Source organism: Undibacterium sp., from assembly GCF_030683615.1.
Lineage (GTDB): Bacteria > Pseudomonadota > Gammaproteobacteria > Burkholderiales > Burkholderiaceae_D > Undibacterium > Undibacterium umbellatum.
Map to the genome: position 1 here is coordinate 1 of NZ_JAUXQE010000036.1, position 20310 is coordinate 20310.

A 20310-nucleotide genomic window follows, 5' to 3' on the forward strand; every position below is an offset into this window, starting at 1 on the left:
CGCAACAAAAAAAACAAAAATAACAAACAAAAACAAGATCAAAAACAAGGTCAAGACCTCTCAACAATGAGGCACCCAGACACAGAGTCGCTCCGAGAAAAGCAAGAACAGCAAGAACAAGCGAAAGCTCTGCTTTTACTCTGGGTCTTTGGTTTCTGATTTTATTTCCAGGCTAGATAGCTTCTAATGAACTTAATATGCTACGCAACACGAGAATTCATGCTAAAGAGATAAATATAGAGGTGTTTTTATCAGATATTTATTTATCAATTCGGCAATTGGTTTGTTTGGGGAAGTCATTTTTCTGTAAATATTTCCAAGCTCAACTATCCAAGCCCTTGCAAGCCTTATATAATCGCGCTACTTGATCGGGAGAGCGTAACGAAAGTTACCGCCGAAGGGGCTAATACCCAAAAAACTCTCAGGCAAAAGGACCGATCAACGGGGTAGTTAAAAGTTGCCCCAACTCTGGAGAGCGGTAGCGGCAGAGCAAGTCGCCGGACTACCCACCGAAGGTGCGCGCGGGCAGCAAACATACATAGCTCCCGTAATCTCTCAGGTACCAGGACAGAGGGGTATGCGATTTCAGCGCATGTGGCGTCTCTTCGCCGGCATGCGTTTGTTCGTCCCTTCAATCTGGTAACGAGGCACTCATGACGCAAGCAGCGACATCACTCAAGGCAACTCCCCTCAATGCAGCCCATCGTGCGGCTGGTGCAAAAATGGTTGATTTTGGCGGCTGGGACATGCCTGTCAACTATGGTTCCCAAATCGAAGAACATCATGCAGTGCGCACTGATTGCGGCATGTTTGATGTATCCCATATGTGCGTCGTTGATTTGCAGGGCGAGAATGTACGCGGCTTCCTGCGTGGCCTGGTGGCAAATAATGTCGATAAATTGCAGGTAGCGGGCAAGGCCCTGTATTCCTGCATGTTGAAGCCTGAAGGCACGGTCATCGACGACCTTATCATTTATTTCTTTAGCGAAAACTGGTTCCGTCTCGTCGTCAATGCTGGCACGGCAGAAAAAGACATCGCCTGGATGAATGCCCGCAATGCAGAAACCAATAGCGGCCTGACGATTACCCAGCGCCGCGATGGCGCGAATGCCTTTGCTCTGGTGGCAGTGCAAGGCCCGAATGCCCGCGCCAAAGCATGGGAAGTCTTGCCAGAAACCAAAGCAGCCAGTGCAGAAATCAAACCTTTTAACGCAGTTATCGTTGCCGACACTTCCTTTGGTGAAGTCATGGTGGCACGCACTGGTTATACCGGTGAAGACGGTTTCGAGATTGCTGTTTCCGCCGACCGCGTAACTGATTTTTGGAATGCCTTGGTAGCAGCAGGTGTCAAACCTGCTGGCCTCGGTGCGCGTGACACTCTGCGTCTGGAAGCTGGCATGAATTTGTATGGCCAGGATATGGATGAAACAGTCAACCCGCTCGATGCTGGTCTGGCCTGGACTATCGATCTGGTCAGCGAGCGTGATTTCGTAGGCAAGCAAGCGCTGCAAACACAAGGCCAGAACGCCCAGTTCCTGGGCCTGATCCTGCGTGAAAAAGGCGGCATACTGCGTGCCCATCAAAAAGTAGTATGTGCACAAGGCGAAGGCGAAATCACCAGCGGTACGTTCAGCCCTACCATGGAACAGGCAATTGCACTGGCGCGTTTGCCTATGGGCGTGTCGGTAGGCGATACTGTGCATGTCGTTATCCGTGACAAGCAACTGGCCGCATCTGTTGTCAAACTGCCTTTTGTCCGTAATGGCAAAATCCTGGCCGTATAATTTGATCTGCAGTCAGTGCAGCGTATTAGCACTGACTATTATTTGATTAGCCACTCATTATTATTTAAAACAATTTATTTATCTGGAGCCCATCATGAACGTACCAGCAGACCTGAAATACACAACATCCCACGAATGGGTACGCACAGAAGCAGACGGCACTATCACTGTTGGCATTACTGAGTTTGCTCAAGATGCTTTGGGCGATATCGTATTCGTTGACTTGCCTAAAGTTGGCACAGCACTCGAAGCGGGCAAGGATTGTGCCGTGGTTGAATCTGTTAAAGCGGCTGGCGATATTTATGCACCAGTGACTGGCGAAGTTGTTGCCATCAACGAAGCACTGGCCGACGCACCAGAATCTATCAATGCTGACGCTTTTGCAGCATGGCTGTTCAAACTGAAACCAGCAAATATTGCTGATGTTGATGCCTTGATGAATGCTGAAGCTTACGCCAAGAACATCGCTTGATTATGTAGTTAAAAGAGGTAGCCGGTGGACTGTAATGGCTAAAACGAAAGTGAAAGGCGCGCATCTTGGTGATCAGGGCAAGGCGCAAAGCGCAGCGATAGTAAGCTATCGCGAGCATTTGCAACGCAGCCATGATCGCCAAGGGCGCGAGAGGCACTGCCGTTTTAGCCATTACAGTTCACCAAAGTCGCCTCTTTTAATATGGATTTGCCTGAATGCGGTTTGCCCTGCATAGCTCCGCCTGATATTCCACGTTACTCTTCTGTACCCCATATACCATGACCCGTCCTTCACTGACTCAACTGGAAGCGCACGACGCTTTCATCGCTCGCCATATCGGCCCTTCTGAAGCAGAACAAGCCGCCATGCTGAAAACCTTGGGCTATGCTGACCGCACAGCCCTGATTGATGCCATCGTCCCGGCCAATATCCGCCGTCACGATGTGCTGCCACTGGCGCAATTCACAGAAGCCAAGTCCGAACAGGAAGCATTAGCAACATTGAAGGCACTGGCGTCGAAAAACCGTGTACTGAAGTCTCTGATCGGTCAGGGGTATTACAACACGCATACACCAGGCGTAATCCTGCGCAATATCTTTGAAAACCCTGCCTGGTACACAGCTTACACACCTTACCAGCCAGAGATTTCACAAGGTCGTCTGGAAGCCATTTTGAACTTCCAGCAAGTCATCACTGACCTGACTGGCATGGACATCGCGAACGCATCCATGCTTGACGAAGGCACGGCTGCAGCTGAAGCGATGACGCTGATACAGCGCGTAGGCAAGTCCAAATCAAATGTGTTTTATGTTGGCGACGATGTGTTGCCACAGACCCGCGAAATTATCGAAACTCGCGCCAAGCCGCTGGGTATAGAAGTGCGTACTTGTACAGGTACAGAAGCGCTGGATAATGATTGCTTTGGTATCTTGCTACAATACCCTGGCGTTGATGGCGCCATCCGCGATTACCGCGAATTTGCTGCCACCTTGCATGCCAAGGGTGCGATGGTCATCGCTGCTGCCGATTTGCTGGCACTGACACTGATCGCTTCCCCAGGTGAATGGGGCGCTGACGTCGTCGTTGGTAACAGCCAGCGCTTTGGCGTACCACTGGGCTTTGGTGGTCCGCACGCAGGCTACATGGGCACACGCGATGCGTTCAAGCGCAGCATGCCAGGTCGTCTGGTTGGCGTGACGATTGATGCTCAAGGTAACAAGGCTTATCGCCTGGCACTGCAAACACGTGAACAGCATATCCGCCGCGAGAAAGCTACATCGAATATCTGTACCGCCCAGGTTTTGCTGGCAGTGATTGCATCCATGTATGCCGTCTATCACGGCCCTGCAGGCTTGCGCCAGATCGCCTTGCGCGTACACCGTCTGACTGGTGTTCTGGCTGGCGGCTTCAAACAACAAGGTCTGGCTATCGCCAACACAACTTACTTTGACACTCTGACAGTGAATGTCGCTAATGCTGCTGCCTACCATCAGGCTGCTGAAGCTGCTGGCTACAACCTGCGCCAGATCAGCGCAACACAGGTTGGTGTCTCTCTGGATGAAACAGTGACACGTGCCGATGTTGAAGCTCTGTGGGCGATTTTCGCCAAGGCCAGCGGCGTAACTACGGCACCTGATTTTGCGGCGATAGAAGCTGGTGTCAATGATGCCTACCCGGCAGCGCTGACACGTGGCACGACTTACCTGACGCACCCAACCTTCAACCGCTATCACGCAGAACATGAAATGCTGCGTTACCTGCGCAGCCTGGCTGACAAAGATCTGGCGCTGGACCGCACCATGATACCGCTGGGTTCATGCACGATGAAGTTGAATGCCACCAGCGAAATGATCCCGGTCACTTGGCCTGAATTCTCCAGCATCCATCCATTTGCGCCAAATGACCAGACTACCGGTTACCGCGAAATGATAGACCAGCTGGAAGCTATGTTGTGCGCAGCAACTGGCTACGACGCCGTATCCCTGCAACCAAATGCCGGTTCCCAAGGTGAATATGCAGGCTTGCTGGTGATCCAGGCTTACCACGCGTCCCGTGGTGAAGCACACCGCAATATCTGCCTGATCCCATCTTCTGCACACGGCACCAATCCAGCATCTGCCAGCATGGTAGGCATGGACGTGGTCGTTGTTGCCTGCGATGAAAACGGTAACGTTGATCTGGCTGACCTGCAAGCCAAGGCAGAGAAACATAGCGCCAACCTGGCTGCAGCGATGGTGACTTATCCATCCACGCATGGTGTGTTTGAAGAAGGCATACAACAATTGTGCGAAATCGTCCACAGCCACGGTGGCCAGGTGTATGTTGATGGCGCGAATATGAATGCGCTGGTCGGCGTAGCAGCACCAGGCAAGTTTGGTGGCGACGTCAGTCATCTGAATTTGCACAAGACTTTCTGTATCCCTCACGGTGGTGGCGGCCCAGGCGTAGGCCCAGTTGCAGTTGGTGCGCATCTGGCGAAGTTTTTGCCTAACCAGAAATCAACAGGTTATGTCCGTGGTGAAGATGGTATTTCTGCCGTCAGCGCCGCACCGTTTGGTTCTGCCAGCATCTTGCCTATCTCTTGGATGTATATCGCCATGATGGGTTCTGAAGGTTTGAAGGCCGCGACAGAAACAGCGATCCTGGCAGCTAACTATATCGCCAAACGCCTGGCACCCCATTACCCTGTTCTGTACAGTGGTCATGATGGCCTGGTAGCGCATGAATGCATACTGGATCTGCGTCCGTTGACAGATGCTACTGGCATCAGCAATGAGGACGTGGCCAAACGCCTCATCGACTTTGGTTTCCACGCACCGACCATGAGCTTCCCTGTGCCTGGTACCTTGATGATAGAACCGACAGAAAGTGAATCACAGGCTGAACTTGACCGCTTCATCGATGCCATGATCAGCATCCGTGAAGAAATCGCCAAGGTTGCCAGTGGCGAATTCGATGCCAAGGACAATCCGCTGAAACATGCACCACACACAGCAGAAGTGCTGATCGCCAATGAGTGGTCACATGCTTACAGCCGTGAAGTTGCTGCTTACCCGCTTGCTTCCCTCCGCAAGAATAAATACTTTGCGCCGGTTGGCCGTGCCGACAATGTTTATGGTGACCGTAATCTGTTCTGCTCTTGCATACCAGTTAGTGATTACGAATAAGCTTTGACGGCTTTGGTGTCAATGAAAACGGACATGCTTGCATGTCCGTTTTTTTATGCGTCTGTGTTTTGTAGCAGTTTAATTCGGCATAACAGCAGAAATCGGTACATGTGCCGTAACACCCAGACGCAGAAGTTTTGCGAATTGCTCTGCAGCCAGTGGCCTGCTGAAAATATAGCCTTGTCCTTCTTCGCAATGCTGGGCTTTTAAAAAAGACAGTTGTCCTTGTTTTTCTATGCCCTCAGCAATCACTTTCTGATTCAGACTATTCCCCATCGCAATGACGGCACTGACGATGCCACCATCGCCATCAGTTTTTGACGCACCGATATCGTTTACAAAGGACTGGTCGATTTTCAAGACATCAATCGGGAATTGATTCAGGTAACTCAAGCTGGAATAACCCGTACCAAAATCATCGACAGCCAGTTGTATACCCATCTCTTTCAGTTGCTGGAGGATCGCGACACTACCTTCTGCATGGTGCATCAGGACACTTTCTGTAATTTCCAGTTGCAGGCAATTCGGTGAGAGACCTGTCTCTGCAAGTATCGTCCGCACACCTTCAACAAAATCCTGACGACGAAATTCAACTGCAGAAATATTTACCGAAATCGCTGCAATTGTTAGTCCGTCATCCTGCCATTGTTTGGTTTGTGCACATGCCTCACGCAAGACCCAGCGGCCTATCGGTATGATGACGCCGCAGTCTTCTGCTATGCGGATAAAACGTATGGGCGGTACCATGCCCCATTGTGGGTGTGCCCAGCGCAACAAGGCTTCTGCACCAGTGATGGCACCACTTTCCAGATTGATCTTCGGTTGATAGTGCAGCGAGAATTCATTGCGTATCAGTGCCAGCCTGAGATTGGCTTCTATGACTTGTCGTTCCACTGCGCGCACATTCATTTCCGGTTTAAAGAACTGGAAATTATTCCGTCCTCTATCCTTGGCCTGATACATGGCAGTGTCTGCATTCTTGATGAGCGTCTCTGCGTCTGTGCCATCAGCGGGGTAAGAACTGATGCCTATGCTGGTGGTGACATACAGTTCATGCTTGTTGATACTGTGCGGTGCTGACAGGGATTTCAATAGCTTCTCGGCTGTATAGGCCGCATTTTCGGCGGACTTGTCATCTGTCACCAGGATCACGAATTCATCGCCACCCTGGCGGCTGACAGTATCTGAACTGCGCACACAAGCACATAGGCGTTCGGTGACTGATTTTAACAACATATCACCTATGGCGTGCCCCAGTGAATCATTGATGTGCTTGAAATTATCCAGATCAAGAAAAAGTATGGCCAGATGTGTCTCACGACGCTTTGCCAAACCGATTGCCTGGGCAATACGGTCATTCAGTAGTGCGCGGTTGGGCAGATTGGTCAGGAAATCATGCTGCGCCAGATGTGCCATCTTCACAGCCATGGCCTGGGTCGCCGAAACATCATGAAATACCATCACCGCACCCGCCATATTGCCTTCAGAGTCGTGAATGGGAGCAGTCGAATCTTCGATTGCCACTTCACTGCCATCACGCCTGAGCAATATGGTTCCCGGGGTTAAAGTCGTGGCTTTATCCTGTCGCAATACTTGTATAATCGGATTGGCTTTTGCCTGTTTATTTTCACACTGAACCAGAGGCATGACAAGATTGATGGACTGGCCTTGTGCTTCTTCACGTTTCCATAAGGTCATGTGCTCGGCGGCGACATTCAGGTAGTCGACATTGCCGGCCATATCAGTACCTATCACCGCATCGCTGATAGAGTTAAGGGTGATTTCTGCCCGCGCTTTTTCTATATACGCCGCTTGTTCAACTGCTTTGCGCTGGATGATATTGCGCAGGGATTGCGGTACCAGATAGCTGGAGAAATGTCCCTTGGTCAGATAGCCTTGCGCGCCTAGTCCAACCGCTTCGACTGCCAGGCTGTCGTCCAAATCACAAAGTGTAAGTATGGGGATTTTGGATGCCACTTCAAACAAGGCCTCGAACGTCGCTATGCCTTCACTATCCGGCAAAGACAGGTCAACCAGGATTGCGTCAATCTGCTTTTTTTGTATTTGTTCAAGTGCGTTTGAGAGGCTGCTCGCAAACTGGGTTTCGTAAGGGCCATCGTGGGCTTTGCGCAGCGCGTCCTGGAGTGCAAGCGCATCAGTAACAATATTCGTAACAACGAGAATTCGCTTGGCCATGAAGCGGCTCCTTAATATGGTGCGCAAAAAGAACGCGTATGGTGCTGGACTATAGCTTAATTTTTGCAGGCAAATGGGGGGACCGGCGTGTCTGCACCGCCGCGTTTACTTCGCAATAAATGTATGACCGTGAAAGAAATGTTTTATTCTTGACACTGGATGTAAAGTTACGTGGTGGCGCACTGCGCGTCTGTTCGATGACGCACATTGTCTTAAAAGAAATGCGGTTTGTGACTCAGTCGCGTTTTTCTCAATTTGGTTGCCATAGATGGTTGGCAAAAGGCAGGCGGTAAATTGTTAGAGAAAAAAAGTAGAGGCAGGGGGCAACCTGCTTATAGTAGGCCAGAATTTCCTGAGTTCGATTGTTGTCTCCCTCTGTACAAATTATTTTTATCAATAGTTCTGGTCTGGCAACCGCGGCGACACTGGGCCTGAATGAAGGCTAGTAGAGAAGTGTAAAAAATGCAAAATGGCATGCCGCAAAGCAACGTTTTGAAAGGCTATATTGGCATAGTGCAAAGCGAAGTTACATTTTTCATTGGAGGGGCACAATCTTTAACAGTGCTAAGCGCTGTTAAAGGTAAAAAGAATTGCCTTGTGGAAAAATTGTGCAGTAAAATATGGCCCTGTTTCCGCATGGCAATCTCTTCCTTTCTTTGCATCTTGTCTATCTCATTATTCACATGAAAAAATCAATTCTCGCCACAGTACTATTCGTTTCTGCGTTCTCTGCATCTGCAAGTGAAATCGCTCCTTCTGTTGAAAAACAATCTTGCGAAAAAGCGGTTTATCCAAAATCTGCATTGATGAATGAAGAAACTGGCACAGTAGTTTTGTCCATCCTGGTTGGCCCTGATGGTGCCGTAGTTGATTCCAAGGTTGAAAAATCCAGTGGCTCCAAGGCTTTGGATAAGGCAACACAAAAAATTTATTCTTCCTGCAAATTCAAACCTGGTGCCAAAGATGGCAAACCTCAGCAAGCCTGGACCAAGCTGGAATATGTCTGGAGTCTTTCCTGATCTTCCGATATCAGCGTGACAGCGCAAAAAGAGATGCAATGGCATCTCTTTTTTTATGGGTGATGCAACATAACGCTGTCTTCGGATATGTGATTTTGGTGTGCTTTTATTAAAGAATTTATAAAGCTTGTCGTTATTTGATTGATCGTAATGCAAGAATTTATTTTTAGGATGCACACTTGATATGGCGACTATTCTTTCAAGCCTGAGCACGCCTGCTACGCAAGTCAATGTGCGTGCTGGCGCAAGCCAGTCTGTGGCTTTGGACAAGCAAGGTGCAGGCATATCGGTAGCGCTGGATAATGCGAGCCCGGTGGCAGTATCATCTTCTTATCAGCTCAATTTGCGCACTGCACGTGCAGTGTTAGTGCCACAGACCTATGACCAGGCTGGTTTTGTACCAGATCCGGCCAGCCAGTGGCTGGAAAACAAGAGCGACGATACTTTCAGTTATATGCTGGAGCAAAATGCCAGGTTAACGACTGTTTCAGGACGTTTCAATGGTGTTGCCTCTGGCGTGATAGAGCGTTTTCAAACCACTCAAGGTGATTTCAAGCAGGCAGTGGTTGCCACTTATCCTGCGCAATCAAACGCTAATCAAAATGTGGCTGAACTAAGCCAGGCCAGGTTGAATAATTTGCGTGAGAATGCAGATCAAAGCATGGGGCTGAGTGTCACGCTGGCATCAGGGCGTAGTATAGAATTTTCCATCAAAAGTAATGTTGATGGCCTGAGTGTGGAAGCCAGCAGCAGCGCCCAACTGACTGAGTCCGAGAGCAGGGCGCTGGAAAAACTGGCGGCTGGCCTGGAGAAAACTGCCAATAGCTATTTTGCAGACCAGCGTATCAATCTCGATGCCTTGGCAAACTTCGACACTTTTGCCATCAGTTCGCTCAAACTGGAAATTAAAGTCGGTGAGCAGGAATTGAATTTTAATATCAATCAATCCCACCATCAGCTCAACATAAAATCTGCCAGTGGGCAAATAGATATTGATGTCAGTCATGACAATCCTGGCTTGCGTGGCAATGCTGCGCAAAGGAATAAGGCGATACAACTATTTCTTGGGCAAATCGATACTGCAGGCAATCGTGGCGGTGCTGACAAAGAACTGGTATCGCTCTATAAGGATGCTTTTTCCATCATGCAAAAAATCAATACCGAAGAAGATGGTTCTGATTTAAGCACGCAATTGCCAGGTCGTGCGCCAAGTTTCTGGGACGATGCTGCCCAGCCTTTATTAACCGGGCTTGCGGATTTCAATGCAAAAATCACTGGCGTGGTGAGCACCCCCAATCCTGCTCATTTGCAGGAAAGCGATTATTTCAATTATCAAGTCAGCCAAAAGACGACGCAGCAGGGCCATGCGGCCAATGGCAGCATCAGCCAGATACTTGATTCCAGATTGAGTGCCGCCTTTCATCAGGAGTTAAAATCAAATGAAAAGCCGGTCTTAAGTAGTGACAGGAATTCGCAAAGTTATCGCTATTCCAAGGTGGAAGACCATGCCAGCAACAAGCTGATACTGGGCTTTGACAAAAACCAGTTGAATAGTGCGAGCCTGGAAAAGAGTAGTGACCGTTTGCTGTCAGTGTCCAGCTACGAACTTGGCAAGCTGGTTAGCACACAAACCCATCCTGACAAGCAAGATAGCAAGATTAACCTGCACGTCAATACTGGCCCGCATGCTTCAGCAAGTGCGCAGGCCCAACAGCGCCTGCGCATGGTTGATAGTTTGAGGAATCAAATATTCCTTGATTGAAGAATTGCACGAGGCTTTAGCGCAAACGACGTGGCTGTGTCGCTTGTGCTGAGTTCGTTCTTGCCTGAGCACGTGCCGGGCTAATCAGGGGCGCTGCTGCGGTATGCACTTTGAAAATATTGACTACCTGCGCCAGACTGGCTGCCTGTTCATTCATGGCCTGGGCAGCGGCGGAAGCCTGTTCTACCAGGGCAGCATTTTGCTGCGTCATATTATCCATATCAACGATGGCATGATTGACTTGTTCTATGCCTGAACTTTGCTCCTGACTGGCAGAAGCAATCTCGGCGACGATATCAGTCACGCGTCTGACGCTGGCAACGACTTCATCCATGGTGGAGCCGGCGATGGCAACCAGCTTGCCACCTTCTTCCACTTTTTCTGCCGAGCTGTCTATCAGGGTTTTGATTTCTTTGGCTGCAGAGGCTGAGCGCTGTGCCAGGTTACGCACCTCACTGGCAACCACGGCAAAACCGCGACCCTGCTCACCCGCACGCGCGGCTTCCACGGCGGCATTCAAGGCCAGGATATTGGTCTGGAAAGCGATGCCATCAATCACGCTGATGATATCGACGATCTTTTTTGAAGACTCATTGATGGAGCCCATCGTGGCCACCACTTTGCCAACGACATTGCCGCCCTGTGTCGCCACTTCAGATGCCGAGATTGCCAGTTGATTTGCCTGTCTGGCATTGTCCGCATTTTGTTTGACTGTGGAAGTCAGTTCCTCCATAGTGGAAGACGTCTCTTCCAGTGCGCCTGCCTGTTGCTCGGTGCGATTAGACAGATCCAGGTTACCCGAAGCGATTTCACCCGATGCAGTGGCAATGGACTCCGACCCGGTACGTACTTCGCTGACGACAGAGGCCAGCTTGTCACGCATGGTTTTGATTGCAAACAATAAGCTGGACTGATCATGGTCTTTGACTTGTATATCCGCAGTCAGATCACCTTCTGCAATATGGCCAACGACTTCAGCTGCGTACGCAGGTTCACCACCAAGCTGTCGCAGAATGGAACGTGTCATATGCCAGGCCAATGCGCCTACCATGGTCATCATGATGGCTCCTACTCCCAGCATGATGCCGGCCTGCCGCCAGAAGGCATCATTGATGTCATCCAGATAGGTGCCGGTGCCAATCAGCCAGTCCCAAGGGGCGAATTGCATGACGGCATAGATCTTGTCTACCTGGCCTTCTACCCCGGGCCGGGTACCTGGTGCTTCTACGATGCCTATTTTCCCTTTGGCCAGAGCGGCGCGATAACGGTCGCCTGATTCCTTCATATCCTTTTGCGGCACCCCTATGCGTGATGTTTTTGGATGTACCCGTAACAAGTCATCTGTGTAGCCACGCACAAAGAAATACATGTCTTCTTTATGGAAACTGGAAATCGCCAGCTTGGCCTGTTTCTCGGCTTCTTCACGTGAGAGCTTGCCTGATTGTTCCAGTGCATGGGCTTTTTCTATCGCTGCATGCGCCATTTCAACCATGTTGGAAATCTGCTCAGTACGCTCCTTTTTCATGGTCTGACGCAGCGAGTACAAAGAAATGGCAGAAATGACAGAAATGCCGAACAGGGTGATGGCGCACAGCAAGATGATGCGGGTGCTAAGTTTCATGGCGTGGTCTCACTGGTTTGCTGCAGTGTGCCGCAATGCTGGGCGGATGCGAGAGAGAGTCTGGTATCACCTCCTGCTAATCCACCTGCATTCAGAGCGGGTCTGCATAGTTTTAATCATTGGCAAGCGCACGGCCCCGCCTGCGGCGCGCAGCGGAAACCGTGGTCTGATTGTAAGTGAAGCGAAGATGCCAGAGAGGAAGAATTTGCAAACAAACGACAAATCAGTTCGATACTTGATCGGAATGAACGGCAGGATGGTACTCGGCACCATCCTGCTTACAAGGACTTACTTATAAATCGGCAGGTTCATGCTCACAGGCCGTATATCGAGTCGCAGATTGTGGATGGTATAGCTCTCGGCACCAGACGCGCTGGAAAAGTAACCCAGGCTTTCTGCCACTTTGCTGAAGTTGAATTCAAAACCCAGTTCCGCCGGATTATCCATGCCAAAAGCGAGGCCGATCGCGCGCTCCTGCTTGCCATCGATCAAATGAAACATCAGGTCAGTGACTACCGTATTGGCCAGAATATCGGGATAAAAACGATGATCAGCATTATTAGCTTGAGCAGGATTGAGCTTGTGTAGCAGCTTGTCTGTCGATGGTACCAGCGTCCTGCTACGCAAATTGAAACGGTCACCGCGGTCCAGGTAGCTGATGCGGGCATTGCTGAGATTAAAATTTTTCTGGGAATCATCCGTTTTTGCCTGACTTAGATCAAAAAGAATGGCACCTTTATAGCCAATGACTTCGACCTCACCCTGATTGCTCACTACCATGGCAGTATTTTCATCGACACCCAGGCCCAGTTTGTAATTCTTTTTCAGCATGACAGGCAGCATGCGGGCAAAGCGGCCACGTATGATCAGGTGTTGGTCTATGAATACATCCGGTCCTATGAAACCCAGACCAGCTGCAATCTCCTTGCCATCAGTCACGCCTGACTTGAGCGTTGGTAGCACAGGTTTGGCATCATAGAACATGGTGGTACTCATGATGGCAGCACCGGCACTACTACCTGCGATAACTCCACCGCGCTGATGTAGTGCCCAGATTGCTTCCAGCATCGCAGTCTTGCTACCATCCGGCTTGACCAGCGCCTGCACGATGCGGCCCTGATCGCCGCCAGTAAAATACACGCCGCTAGCATTTTTCAGCTTATCCAGCCAGACAGCATCATTGACGATATCTTCCGGTTTGAATTGCGCATGCTTGACTGACAAGGGTATCAAGAAAGCCTGGGCACCATGCTGGTTCAGGGATTTCACCGCAAATCCACCAGATCTTTCCGGGCTGCCCGCTGCCGCAGGGATAACTGCAATCTTGGCACCTTTGCCCCCAGCCTGTTGCACGATGCGCTGCCAGACTACTGCATTATCTACCCGCAAGGCACCACCGATAATGACGAGGGAGCCTTTTGATTGTTGCAGTGTGGCGTCTTCTGCATGAGCATTCATAGGTAATTGACAGAGTAAGAGAGCCATACAGCTTAGTAAGTTGCGCAAACTACGCAAGCTGATTAGTAGCGAACCTGCATTTTTCAGAAAAATTATCATTTTCTTCATCCTGATTTTTTGACATTGTAAGTGATTCAATTCACCACTACGCGCGTGAATTTAAAAAAAGGGGACAACACCAAGTGCTGTCCCCGAACGCGCTGCTTTGGAAGTCTTTATTGATACTGCTTATTTGAATGCATAGTTACCTGAGATATAGACAAAGCGCCCACGAGGATCGGTATAGCTGGGGTCATAACCAGCGATGAAACTATATACCTGGTTAGAACGCGGTGGATTGGCGTCCAGCAGGTTCTTGATGCCGGCACGCAAGCTGAATGCTTTGCTGAATTTATAGCTGCCGCTGAAATCCCACAAGACATAGGCGGGCACGTCACGGGTGCTGCCGTTGGCCAGGGCGTTCTGGTCGCGATAGCCCTGATAGTAAGTCTGTTGCAGTGTTGCACCCCAAGGGCCACGGTCAAAATCAAATGTCAGGGTATGTCTCCAGCGCTGTACTACCTGGGTGTCGGTATAGACGCCTACACCATTTACTTCCGGGCTGGCGGCTGTGTTACGGGTCTTGTAGTCGATGACATAGGTGCCGTTCAGGCTGGCGTTGAATTTACCCAGGCTGTTTTCTGGCAGTTTCCAATTGACGTTGACATCCACGCCTGAGGTTTTCAACGAACCGATATTTTTCACTCGGCCATCTACTGACAAGATCGGGCCTGGGATGCCTGGCAGGCTGGGGTCAGCCGCGCCACGTATCGCGTAGCCCGGATTGGATTTTGGATCGCTAAAGTAAGCACCTTCGTTAGCCAGCAGGGTGTCAGACTTTTCTATGCGCCAGTAATCCAGGGAGGCAGTCAGGCTGCGGCTGGGTTCAACCACGATACCTGCAGAAAACTGCTTCGATGTCTCAGGTTTCAAATTCGCGGTGCCGCCTTTGATCAGGTCTGGCTGTATGCCGCAATAGTCGGGATTCTTGGTATTGTCGATATTGCCGGTCTTGATACAGCCCAGCGGGTCATTGTAGATGCCGCTGGTCTGGCCTGTGCGTGCCGGTTCGTTGATATCTGCCAGGCTGGGTGCACGGAAACCTGCACTGTAAGAGCCGCGTACTACGATTTCTTTGGCTGGTGTCCAGCGCAATCCAAATTTTGGATTAGTGGTGCTGCCCACGTCGTTATAGCTGTCATGTCGCACGGCGGCTTGGGCCTCGAGGTTTCTGAGTATGGGCAAATTCAATTCGGCAAACAGGGCTTTGACAGTACGGCTACCGCCATAAGCAGATGCGGCACCGTCACCGCGTATTTCGCCAGCGGCCAGCAGAGCGGATGGTGTGAATTCCAGTTTTTCGCGGCGGTATTCTGCACCTATCGCCAGACCGGCGTTTCCACCTGCCATGGCAAACAATTCGCGTGAAGCCTTGATATCAAAAGCATCGGTAGTGGCCCGTGACTTGCGGGCAGCGTCACTGATTTTTGATGCATTCAGCAAGTTCGTGCCTTCTGCTCCAGATGGTCCGAAAGGATTGATTTTTCCAGTCAGGAAGGCGCTGTCAAATGCCGATGTTCTGACATAGCCATCGACATATTTATCATCAACCTTGCTGACGCTGTGGTTCACGGCGGTATCATAATCCCAGCCTGCGATCGTACCTTTCGCACCGACTACCAGCCTTTGTGCAACTGCATTCACTTCATTGGTACGCGGGCCAGCAGCACTGAGGCGCAGGCCTACGCGCAAAGGCGTTTTGTTGGTGGTGATTAAGTCGTTGGGATAGTAAATCCCAGTCACAGGGTAATTGAGGTTGGTGACTGTAAGCGGGCTGATGCGGTAAGTGGTTTTTGTATCGCTGTGTAAGACTTCAGCAAACAGTGTGTTGTCGGCATCGATCGCAAATTGGGCACGGCCTAAGAGGGAGGCGCGCTGGGATTCAGGGAATATCTCGGTGTCATGCATGTAGTCATACAAACAGGCTTTGCTGCCGACAAAGCTGTCGGCAGCAAACACCGTGGCGGGTGGGTTGCAGTTTGGTGCGCTGGGGTTCAGGCGTGATCCGGTCGCGCCACCGCTAGCCGTAGTACGGCGCACATTGGCCGGGAAAGTGTTGGAGCTGCCCACATCGAGATTGATGTCAGGCTGATATGCTGATCCTATCCATGAACGCTGGGTAGAACGCAAGCCGCCAGTATTCTGGAAATTGACCACGCCCATGAGGTTGTATCTGTCCTGGTTCAAGCTGCCTACACCACCTGACAGGCTGATGATTTTTTTGTCTGCACCGCCATGCTGGGTATTGCCCACATAAGCGGATATTTCTGCTCCCTGATAATCAGGGCGGGTAATGAAATTGATGACGCCACCAATTGCATCTGCACCATAGATGGCGGACGCGCCATCTTTCAACACTTCCACGCGCTGTATGGCAGCAGAAGGAATGGAATTCAAATCCACACCAGAAGATGTCCCGGGCGAGGCGAAGTTGGCGAGGCGGCGACCATTCAATAATATAAGTGTGGATGACACACCTATGCCACGCAGGTTGGCGCCGTTAAAGCCGCGCTGCGTACCGCCGTTATCGCTGAAGCTGGCACCGTCTGTGAGGCCTGCAGTGCTGGCCGAGACTTTGCTCAATAATTCTGCCGCCGTGGTGACACCAGATTTATCTATTGATTCACGGCTGATGATTTGCACTGGCAAGGCAGTTTCTGCATCGATGCGTTTTATCGATGAGCCAGTGATTTCTACACGTTGCGGTTTGATTGAATCGGTTTCAGACTGTGCCCATGCGCTTTGCTGGGGGGCGCCCAGCATAGCCATGACGCTCATTGCTGACCAGGTTGCGACAGCCAATTTCTTGGGTATGGGCTGACATGCTTGTTTTTTCGTTGCCATTGCCTTGCTCTCCTCAGGTTTTACAGAAATTTAAAAAAAGCATCCCCCTCAGTCACTCCGCAGAGTGACTGTGATTCGCTTATTTTTGCTTATTTACTTCTTGGTTTTATTGCTATCCGGCTTTGTGTATTTGATATTGTTGTCAGCGCTATGCAAATAGGCTGATATCGCTTCGGTCAGGCGCATGGCCTTTTCCACATTTTTCTTATTCGACACCATCATGCTGCTGACCAGGGCTTCAATGACGGCAATAGCTGCACTGGCACTGCTGGGTAAGACGCCATGGGTGCTGGGTGCCAGCAGTAAGTAATTGCCTAGTTGTGCAATCGGTGACGCTGGAGAATCGGTGATCGTCACGACACAGGCACCGTGGTCACGCACAAACTGCGTGAGCTTGATGACATCCAGCGCATAGCGTGGGAAGGAGATAACAATCAGCACATCCTTGTCGGTAATGTTTGCCAGATGGCCAGCAGCTACTTCCGTGCCGCCGTAACCCACCACTTCCACCACATGTGAACAAAAGGGCTGTAAATGCAGGGCCAGCATGCCAGCCAGATGGGCACTCAGTCCAAAGCCCATGACATACACGGTATTCGCCTTTGCAAGGTGACTGACGATCTGGCTCAAACTCTGTTCAGACATGCCCTGGTTTGCTGCATCAATATTGGCGGCAGCAAACTGCATGCTGGTGTGGGCGGGCGAGGGCGCATTTTTTTTGGCTTCTATGGTATTGCGCAGTTTTTCTACTGGCTGGAACACTGCCTGCACCACTTCCGCAATCTGGTTACGCAGACCGGCGTAGTTATTAAAACCCATATCACGCGCAAAGCGGCTGATCGTAGCTGTTGAAACATCACATTGTTCTGCCATGTCTTCTATACCCAATGCCGTCACCTTGACCTGGTTACGCAAGAGAAAATTGGCAATGCGCTTATAAGAGGGAGAGCCCTCCTGCAAGACCAGCATTAATGATTCACCCAGCGTGGATTTTGCAAAGACCATCTCGGGTGAAGTAGATTCGACAGGAGTATTTAGTTTTTTCATGTACATCAATCACTGAAACTTTCAGCAAAACTTTTTTCGATGAATGAACTGTAGACCTGTTTAAAAATATTTTCAATACTATTTGTCAGTTTATTTTCATAAATGTAGAATATGTAAAAAATCGTTCATTGCTTACAGACGGAGAGAGGTTCAAACAGTGTTGTTTTTGCGCTGCTTGCACAAACTACTATTGGATAAGCGGGAACACAGTCAGGATAAATCCTGTGTAAGCCAGACTACATCATGTAAATCCAGAATCGATTTGTGATTCTGTTTTTTTGGTCCAAGCATTACCAACGAAGAAAAGAGTTTCCTATGCAGATACAGCGCCATGCCTTGCCCGATGTCAGTAGCGGGTCATCACGTGAATTGCGGAGTTTTCATTTCGGTACGCCGGGTCAGGGTCGCAAAGTGTATATACAGTCGTCTTTGCATGCTGACGAGATCCCTGGCATGCTGGTGAATCATTATTTGCGCGACATGCTCGCGCAATATGAAGAAGCCGGAGACATCGCCTCCGAAATCGTACTTGTACCTGTTGCTAATCCCATAGGTTTGGCGCAGAACATACAGGGCACGCCTTTCGGCCGCTTTGATCTGGCGACAGGTATCAATTTCAACCGTGGCTATCGCCACTTGACACCATTTTTGCTGCCTCTGCTGGAAGACAAGCTGGGTGCCGATGGCAACGAAAATGTAAAACTGATACGCCAGCAGGCATTGGCGGTGTTGCTGGCATGGCAACCAGACACCGCAACTGATCAGCAAAAGAAAATCCTGCAAACTCTTGCTGTGGACGCCGATATCGTGCTGGACCTGCATTGTGATAACCAGGCTGTCATGCATTTATATACTGGTACACCGCTTGCGCAAGACTGTCTGCCGCTGGCTGCCTACCTCGGGGCGCGAGCGGTCCTGGTATCGGTATTGTCGGGAGATGATCCTTTCGATGAATCTTGTTCGCGCCACTGGTGGGAACTGGCACAGCACTTTGGTGCTGCCACACCTGTCCCAAATGCTTGCATGGCCATCACGGTGGAATTGCGCGGGGAAACCGAAGTCAGTCATGAACTTGCACAGGCAGATGCTTTGGCCATTATTCATTTCCTCAGTCAGGCTGGCTATCTGCGTGGCAGAGCACCCGCTTTACCGAAAGTTTTATGTCAGCCTACACCATTGGAAGGTGTCGAGCCTTTGCTTGCCTCACGTTCAGGCATACTGGTATTTACCAAAGCTGTGGGTGATTACATCGAGGCTGGTGAAAAAGTGGCAGATATTGTTGATCCTGTCAGCTCACAAGTGACGCCGGTATTGGCGACACTGTCCGGCATTTTATTTGCTCGCGTCGCCACACGCTATGCCACACATGGCATGCGTATTGCCAAAATCGCTGGCGCCGTTGCTTACCGCAGCGGTAATTTACTGTCTTTGTAAAGAGGAGTTCATCATGCTGAAAAAAATCAGATTGCCGAATACCTTTGTCCTGCTGTTTTCTTTGCTGGCATTGATTGCATTAGCTACCTGGCTGGTACCTGGCGGCAAATATGATACCCATGTAGTCAATGGCAAGACGCTCATTAACCCGACCACGTTCCATTACGTCACCAGTAATCCGCAGGGTGTAGTAGCTCTGATGATGGCACCAATCAAGGGCTTTGTGGAAGCCGCATTGATCATCGGTTTTGTGCTCATTGTCGGTGGTGCTTTCGCTGTCTTGCAAAAGACGGAAGCAATCGATGCCATGATCAAATCCGTGGCCAAGGCGCATACCCATTCCAGTATGGTAAGGGCTGGGATTATTCCTTTATTTGTCACCTTGTTTTCTTTGGGTGGGGCTACTTTTGGCATGGCCGAAGAAGCCATACCATTCGTCATGATCTTTATTCCACTGGCGCTGGCGCTTGGCTATGATTCGGTGGTGGGCGTATCGATCCCCTTTATTGGTTCGCAAGTCGGTTTCGCTGCGGCGTTTTTGAATCCTTTCAATGTGGGTATTGCCCAGGGTATTGCTGGTGTTCCACTGTTTTCTGGCATAGGTTTCCGCCTGCTCGCCTGGGCATTGGCGACATTGGTTACCATTGCATTTCTTAGTTGGTATGCGGCGCGCATCAAGAAAAACCCGCAGTTGAGTCCGACTTTTGAAATTGATACGGAAAAACGTCAAAATCTTAAAATCGATGAGTTCAATCATTTTACTGGCATGACGGCGACCCACAAGGCCGTGCTGTTTATATTCCTGCTTGCACTCATCACCATGGTGGTCGGCGTAGTCAGATACAGCTGGTATATCGAAGAAATTGCAGCATTGTTTTTGGTCATGGCGATACTGGTGGGTATCGTTGGCAAACTCAATGCTGACAGTTTTGTTGAAGCATTCATGCACGGTGCCAAGGACCTTGTGACTACCGCGCTGGTGATTGCCCTGGCTCGCGGCACCATGATACTGGCGCGCGATGCCAATATCATCGACACTATGTTGAATTTCCTGATGCCTTTTGTGCAGTCTTCGCATCCCATCTTCGCGGCCCACAAGATGTTTGTGATCCAGTCTGTCATCAACTTCTTCATCCATTCGGGCAGTGGGCAGGCTGCATTGACCATGCCCATCATGGCACCGCTGGCTGACCTGGTGGGTGTAAGCAGGCAGACGGCGATATTGGCATTCCAGTTTGGTGAATTTACGACACCGATGATACCGACATCCGGCATTACGGTTGGCGTGCTGGCACTTGCGCGCATACCCTGGGCGACCTGGGCCAAGTGGATGATACCCTTGCAGTTACTGTACTTTGTCCTATCCCTGGGGCTGCTAGCCTTGTCATGCGTGATCAGTTGGTAGTA

The 20310-nt window shown here is 50.3% G+C and carries 12 protein-coding genes and 2 riboswitches; of the genes, 7 read left to right on the top strand and 5 right to left on the bottom strand.

From position 1 onward, the window contains the following. The first annotated feature begins 359 nt into the window (after positions 1-359). A riboswitch (glycine riboswitch) is annotated at positions 360-447 on the top strand. 11 nt (positions 448-458) lie between these two features. After that, a riboswitch (glycine riboswitch) is annotated at positions 459-581 on the top strand. A 72-nt stretch (positions 582-653) separates the two neighbouring features. From gcvT to gcvP, 3 genes are all read left to right on the top strand, one after another. Next, positions 654-1784 carry a glycine cleavage system aminomethyltransferase GcvT gene (gene gcvT / locus Q8K39_RS18435; RefSeq protein ID WP_305262516.1) on the top strand — a complete coding sequence of 377 codons (1131 nt, stop codon included), beginning with the start codon at positions 654-656 and terminating at the stop codon, positions 1782-1784. A 94-nt stretch (positions 1785-1878) separates the two neighbouring features. Continuing rightward, positions 1879-2256, top strand: coding sequence for a glycine cleavage system protein GcvH (gene gcvH / locus Q8K39_RS18440; RefSeq protein WP_305262518.1), 378 nt, complete (start codon positions 1879-1881; stop codon positions 2254-2256). Between the two features lie 278 nt (positions 2257-2534). After that, positions 2535-5423 (top strand): aminomethyl-transferring glycine dehydrogenase, encoded by a 2889-nt coding sequence (gcvP, locus tag Q8K39_RS18445; RefSeq protein WP_305262520.1) that lies wholly within the window; start codon positions 2535-2537, stop codon positions 5421-5423. A gap of 78 nt (positions 5424-5501) precedes the next feature. On the opposite strand, the gene Q8K39_RS18450 is transcribed toward gcvP, so the two are convergent. Further along, positions 5502-7619: an EAL domain-containing protein gene (locus tag Q8K39_RS18450; protein WP_305262522.1), complete on the bottom strand. Its 2118-nt coding sequence runs from the start codon at positions 7617-7619 to the stop codon at positions 5502-5504. Positions 7620-8302: 683 nt separating this feature from the next. Here Q8K39_RS18450 and Q8K39_RS18455 point away from each other — a divergent pair. Together Q8K39_RS18455 and Q8K39_RS18460 are read left to right on the top strand one after the other, a co-directional pair. Then, a complete protein-coding gene (locus tag Q8K39_RS18455) occupies positions 8303-8638 on the top strand; it encodes an energy transducer TonB (RefSeq protein ID WP_186951969.1) in 336 nt (111 codons plus the stop codon). A 184-nt stretch (positions 8639-8822) separates the two neighbouring features. Then, complete coding sequence (locus Q8K39_RS18460) at positions 8823-10400, top strand: hypothetical protein (RefSeq protein WP_305262525.1); 1578 nt, start codon at positions 8823-8825, stop codon at positions 10398-10400. Positions 10401-10416: 16 nt separating this feature from the next. On the opposite strand, the gene Q8K39_RS18465 is transcribed toward Q8K39_RS18460, so the two are convergent. The 4 genes from Q8K39_RS18465 to Q8K39_RS18480 all read right to left on the bottom strand — a co-directional run bounded on the left by Q8K39_RS18465 (position 10417) and on the right by Q8K39_RS18480 (position 17469). Beyond that, on the bottom strand, positions 10417-12021 hold the full coding sequence (locus tag Q8K39_RS18465; RefSeq protein ID WP_305262527.1) for a methyl-accepting chemotaxis protein: 1605 nt from the start codon (positions 12019-12021) through the stop codon (positions 10417-10419). Between the two features lie 288 nt (positions 12022-12309). Then, complete coding sequence (locus tag Q8K39_RS18470) at positions 12310-13479, bottom strand: cyanophycinase (RefSeq protein WP_305262531.1); 1170 nt, start codon at positions 13477-13479, stop codon at positions 12310-12312. Between the two features lie 228 nt (positions 13480-13707). After that, positions 13708-16422, bottom strand: a complete 2715-nt coding sequence (locus tag Q8K39_RS18475) for a TonB-dependent receptor (protein WP_305262533.1) — start codon at positions 16420-16422, stop codon at positions 13708-13710. A gap of 93 nt (positions 16423-16515) precedes the next feature. Further along, positions 16516-17469, bottom strand: a complete 954-nt coding sequence (locus Q8K39_RS18480) for a MurR/RpiR family transcriptional regulator (RefSeq protein ID WP_230413572.1) — start codon at positions 17467-17469, stop codon at positions 16516-16518. Between the two features lie 315 nt (positions 17470-17784). Between Q8K39_RS18480 and Q8K39_RS18485 the strand changes: the two genes are divergently transcribed. Then, positions 17785-18903 (top strand): succinylglutamate desuccinylase/aspartoacylase family protein, encoded by a 1119-nt coding sequence (locus Q8K39_RS18485; RefSeq protein ID WP_305262538.1) that lies wholly within the window; start codon positions 17785-17787, stop codon positions 18901-18903. Positions 18904-18916: 13 nt separating this feature from the next. Further along, on the top strand, positions 18917-20308 hold the full coding sequence (locus Q8K39_RS18490) for a YfcC family protein (RefSeq protein ID WP_305262540.1): 1392 nt from the start codon (positions 18917-18919) through the stop codon (positions 20306-20308). The last annotated feature ends 2 nt before the right edge of the window (positions 20309-20310 follow it).